General features: G+C 68.3%; 4 protein-coding genes. 2 read left to right on the top strand and 2 right to left on the bottom strand.

The genetic code is table 11. The features are described 5' to 3' along the window. Positions 1–959: formylglycine-generating enzyme family protein (locus tag CAPSK01_RS05565; protein WP_273703165.1), on the top strand; the 959-nt coding region annotated here is incomplete at its 5' end. Between the two features lie 154 nt (positions 960–1,113). On the opposite strand, the gene CAPSK01_RS05560 is transcribed toward CAPSK01_RS05565, so the two are convergent. Then, positions 1,114–1,437 (bottom strand): hypothetical protein, encoded by a 324-nt coding sequence (locus tag CAPSK01_RS05560; protein WP_273703164.1) that lies wholly within the window; start codon positions 1,435–1,437, stop codon positions 1,114–1,116. A 343-nt stretch (positions 1,438–1,780) separates the two neighbouring features. Further along, positions 1,781–3,400: a formylglycine-generating enzyme family protein gene (locus CAPSK01_RS22040; protein WP_273703163.1), complete on the bottom strand. Its 1,620-nt coding sequence runs from the start codon at positions 3,398–3,400 to the stop codon at positions 1,781–1,783. Between CAPSK01_RS22040 and CAPSK01_RS22035 the strand changes: the two genes are divergently transcribed. Beyond that, on the top strand, positions 3,380–4,132 hold a 753-nt coding region (locus CAPSK01_RS22035), incomplete at its 3' end, for a hypothetical protein (protein ID WP_273703162.1). The genes CAPSK01_RS22040 and CAPSK01_RS22035 overlap by 21 nt on opposite strands.

The following is a 4,132-nucleotide window of genomic DNA, read 5'->3' as shown; positions in this document are numbered from 1 at the left end:
TGCCGGTGCTTGTCGCGGCTGGCGTCGCGCTGGGCGGCGCCATCGGCGGAGCCGGATTCCTCCATCTCGAAGCGCCGGCTTGGGCGGTCGCCTGGCTGGCGCTTTTCGCCGGCCTTGGCTGGCTCGGGTACACGGCGGCACCGGTCTTCGACGAGCCCAACCCGATCCAGGCGTCGACACGGCCACGCCGGGTTGTCGACGAGGGGCTGCCGATGGTGGAGCTGCCGGGCGGCGATTTCCGGATGGGCTCGCCCGACGCGGACGACCTGGCGAGAGCGAATGAAAAGCCGCAACACGAGGTCACGGTCGCCGCATTCCGGATGGCGGTCACGCCGGTGACGGTCGGACTCTACCAGGAGGTCATGGCGCCATCGACGGCTGCTGGCGAGAGGGACGAGCGCTTGCCGGCAACGGACGTTTCCTGGGTTCAGGCGATCGAATTCTGCAACCGCCTGTCCGAACGCGCCGGTTATCGGCCTTGCTACTCGCGCTGGTTTGGCCGCTGGCGCTGCGACTGGCGCGCCGACGGCTATCGGCTGCCGACCGAAGCCGAGTGGGAATACGCCTGCCGGGCCGGCACGACGACCCGCTATGGTTTTGGCGACGATCCTGCCGGCCTCGACGCCTACGCGTGGTACCAGGGCAACGCGAACGGCAGGCCGCAGCCCGTGGCGACCCGGCGCGCCAATGCCTGGGGCTTGTACGACATGCACGGGAACGTCTGGGAATGGTGCTGGGACGGGTACGGTAGCTATTCACCGAGACGTGCCCGCAATCCACGCGGGCCATGGAAGTTGAAGACCGTGGGGCGGGTTTTGCGCGGCGGTTCGTTCGGCAGCCCGCCCGCCTTCCTGCGCTCCGCGAACCGGGTCGTCGACGACCCCGAGGACAGGTTCTGGGACGACGGGTTTCGGTGCGTGCGTGTCCCGCCCCAGCATCTCGACCGATCGGCCGATTGAGGCATTGAAAAATCCGGCGCGCAGCGCCGGCGTTTTTTGGGTTGGCCAGTCGACAATTGTGTTCAGGCGAACACGAATCCGTTCGTTTGTCGTCCGTTTGTCGTTTTGTGTCGGGCAGGCAGGTTTCTCGACAGAGGGCGGCGGCGCGACACACTTACGGAAAGACCAGCAGACCCCGGTACGAGCGAACCGTCCGAATCAGCGATTCCTCGCCCCTGGCGGCGGCCAGCCTGACGCGCCGGCGGAGATTGCGGCGCAGCTTGCGGCTGGGGGCGATTCCCGCCTGACTGATGCGGTAGCCGACGAAGACCGCAGCGGTCCGCGTCGGCTCGACGGCCAGGCGTTTCGGGTTCAGGCGCAACGCGCGTTCGTCCTGCAACCACTGTGCCACTGCCGCGCGCGCTTCGAGCAAGTGCGTCCTGTCCTCGGTGAACAGCACCAGGTCGTCCATGTAGCGGAGTAGGTTGGGCTGAGGCACGAAGCCCAACAATCCGGGGTGACCGTCTTGGCTGTTGGGCTTCGTGCCTCAGCCCAACCTACGGGCTCATCGGTGGTCAGGGCGGCACGTTCGATCACCCCGCGGCCACCGACCTTTTGCGCCGGCAAGCGCCCCTGTTCGATCATGTACACCACTTGCCGACGGGTTTTTCCCAATAAAGCAGCGGCTTGGTCGAGAGACAAGTGCATGGCGTCGTTGAGGTTTCGACAAACGAACGGAGCAAACAGACAAAGGCTGACCAAGCGTGCGCAAAACAGCACAAACCGACAAATTCGCGCGCCGCGCTGCGCGCGGCGAATCAAGAAACCAATCAGGCAATGGCTCAATGCTGGGGCGGGACACGCACGCACCGAAACCCATGGTCCCAGTACCTGAGCACGGGGTCGATGCCGAACCGGAACGCGGAGCGCAGGGCCGCGGGCGAAAAGAAGAACGAACCGCCGCGCAAAACCCGCCTCCCGGCGGCCTTTGGCCCTTCGGAATCGACAAAATTCCCGGCCTGGTAATCGCCATACGTGTCGAGGGTCCATTCCCAGACGTTGCCGTGCATGTCGTACAGACCGAGTGGGTTCGCCTGCTTCTGCTTCACCGGCCGCGCGTTACTGGCGTTGTCGGCAAACCAGGCATGACGGCCAAGCTGGCTCTCATCGTCGCCGAACGACCAGCGCGTGCGGCTGCCGCCACGCGCGGCGTACTCCCACTGCGCTTCGCTGGGCAGATCGCCGCCGAGTTGCTGGCAAAAGGAGCGGGCTTCCTGCCAATTCACGTCCACAACCGGTCGGTCATCCTTCTTCGGATGCCCGGAAACCCCCTGCGCGTACTGCGCATTGGTTGTTTCGCTGGCGGCCATCGCAAAGGGCGACAGCGTGACCACGCGCGCCGGTTCGACGATTTCGTCCTGCTGGGCCATCGCTTCGCCCTGGCGCGAACCCATCGTGAAGCTGCCTGGGCAGATCGAGACCCACTCGATGCCATTCTCCGTTCGGCTGGCCGGCCCGCCGTAAAGCCGGGTTTCTCCGCTAGTTCTGAGCACTCTCCAGGGCAGGCCGGCGTGCTCGTCGACCGGCCTCGCGCCGGGAAAATCGACGGCGCGGGCGAGCGCGGCCAGGTCGTCGGCGGTGATGACCGCCCAGGCTCCCGGATGATCGGCCAGCACGCCGGCAGTCGTGTTCGCGTCCTGCCCCGGCGGCAGGATCACCAACACCTGCGTGTTCCGGTTCAGCGCCTGACTCGGCCCGCGCCACGCGTTCAGATGCGCCTGCCAGTCGACGCCGACGAGCACCTGATCGGCGCTGCCCTTGTCAAGCAGCCGAATCGCCAGTTGCCGGGCAGCGGGATCGCTGTAGGGCGTGGCGATGACGGCGAGCGAGCGCTGTGGCCAGCCCTTGCCGCAGGCACGGATCGGCTCCGCGAGCGCGCCGGCGCGCAACAGGAAACTGTCGCCGCCCCGGAACTGCACCGGGTTGCCATCCGCCGCCCAGCGCCAGTTCACGCTGATCTCGGCGCCGGCGGGAATCGGCGGCAGCGTGACGCTCGCGCGCGGGTTGCCGAGCGTGAGCTGGTAGGTGTTCGCCCCGGCCGCTTCGATGACGCGCAGCGTCTGCGCCGCCAGCGTGGGGTGATTCTGAACCGCGTCGGTCGGCAGCAGGCGGGGGGCGTCGCCGGCCACCCAGCGATGGATCGCGACCGCGAAAGCGGCGAGCGCCAGCGTGCTCAGCAGGGTCGTCGCCAGCACCAGACGCGGCGCAGCGCGCAGGGGCGGTGGTGCGCTGACGTAGAGACCAGCGGCAAAACCGAGTTGGCGCAACTGGTGACGCGTCGTGGCGGGTTGGTCGGCAAAGCGCCAGGTCAGATAGACGCGCGCGCCGTCGTCGTCGCGGTCGGCCGGCCGGTGATCGGCAGCGGCGAATTCGCCGAGGCGGTGGGCGATCTCGCTGCGCAATTCCTCGTCGGCGAGTTCCGTCAGGCGAACGGCGGCCGCTTCGGCGTCAGTGTACAACTGCAGCAAGGCGTGCTCGACCTGCCAGCGCCGGCTCGCGAGCGAGTTGGTCCAGGGCAGCAAGGGGTTTTCCTGCGCCCGCTTCTGCTGGTCAGCCTCGACATGGCGCTCCTGCCACCACGTCAGCGCATGTCGCGCCAGACTGTCGCGGCGCAGTTGATGGTCGTCGTCGCGCGGCTCGCTGCGCAGGAGCCAGTTGATCAGGCGCCGGCGGTCTTCGGGCTGGGCACTGGCGGCGAGCACCCGGTCGATCTCCCAGGGGCTGGCCGGCAGGTCGAGGACGGCGCGCAAGGTGTGCGCCGTGGCGGCATCGGCCTCGGCGCCGCCGAGCGCGACGGCGGCGGCCCATGGGCGGGTGGCGCCAAACAGGCCATCGTCCGCCGGCGCGCGGGGCGCTTCGTCGCCAGCGACGGCGCCGAGCCAGTCTGCCAGTTGGGGCAGGGGAACGACTTCGAGGCGCAGGCGCTGCGCTGCGAACAGCGCGGCAAGCTGTTCGCCGCCCGGCGAGCAGTCGACGAAACAGAGTCGCGGCCAGTGTTGCAAGGAAACGAGGAGGCGGCGCGTCTCTGCGCAATGGAGTGGATGTTCGAGCTGGCGGCGCAGGCCGGCGCCGTCGGAGAAGATCGCGACCTGCGCCTGCCGGCCGTGGCCCTCTTCGGCGACCGGCCGGCAGGC

It is taken from the genome of Candidatus Accumulibacter vicinus, from assembly GCF_000584955.1.
GTDB classification, from domain to species: Bacteria; Pseudomonadota; Gammaproteobacteria; order Burkholderiales; family Rhodocyclaceae; genus Accumulibacter; species Accumulibacter vicinus.
The sequence above is the reverse complement of the archived record's forward strand: the minus strand, read 5'-3'. Positions and strand labels throughout refer to the sequence as shown.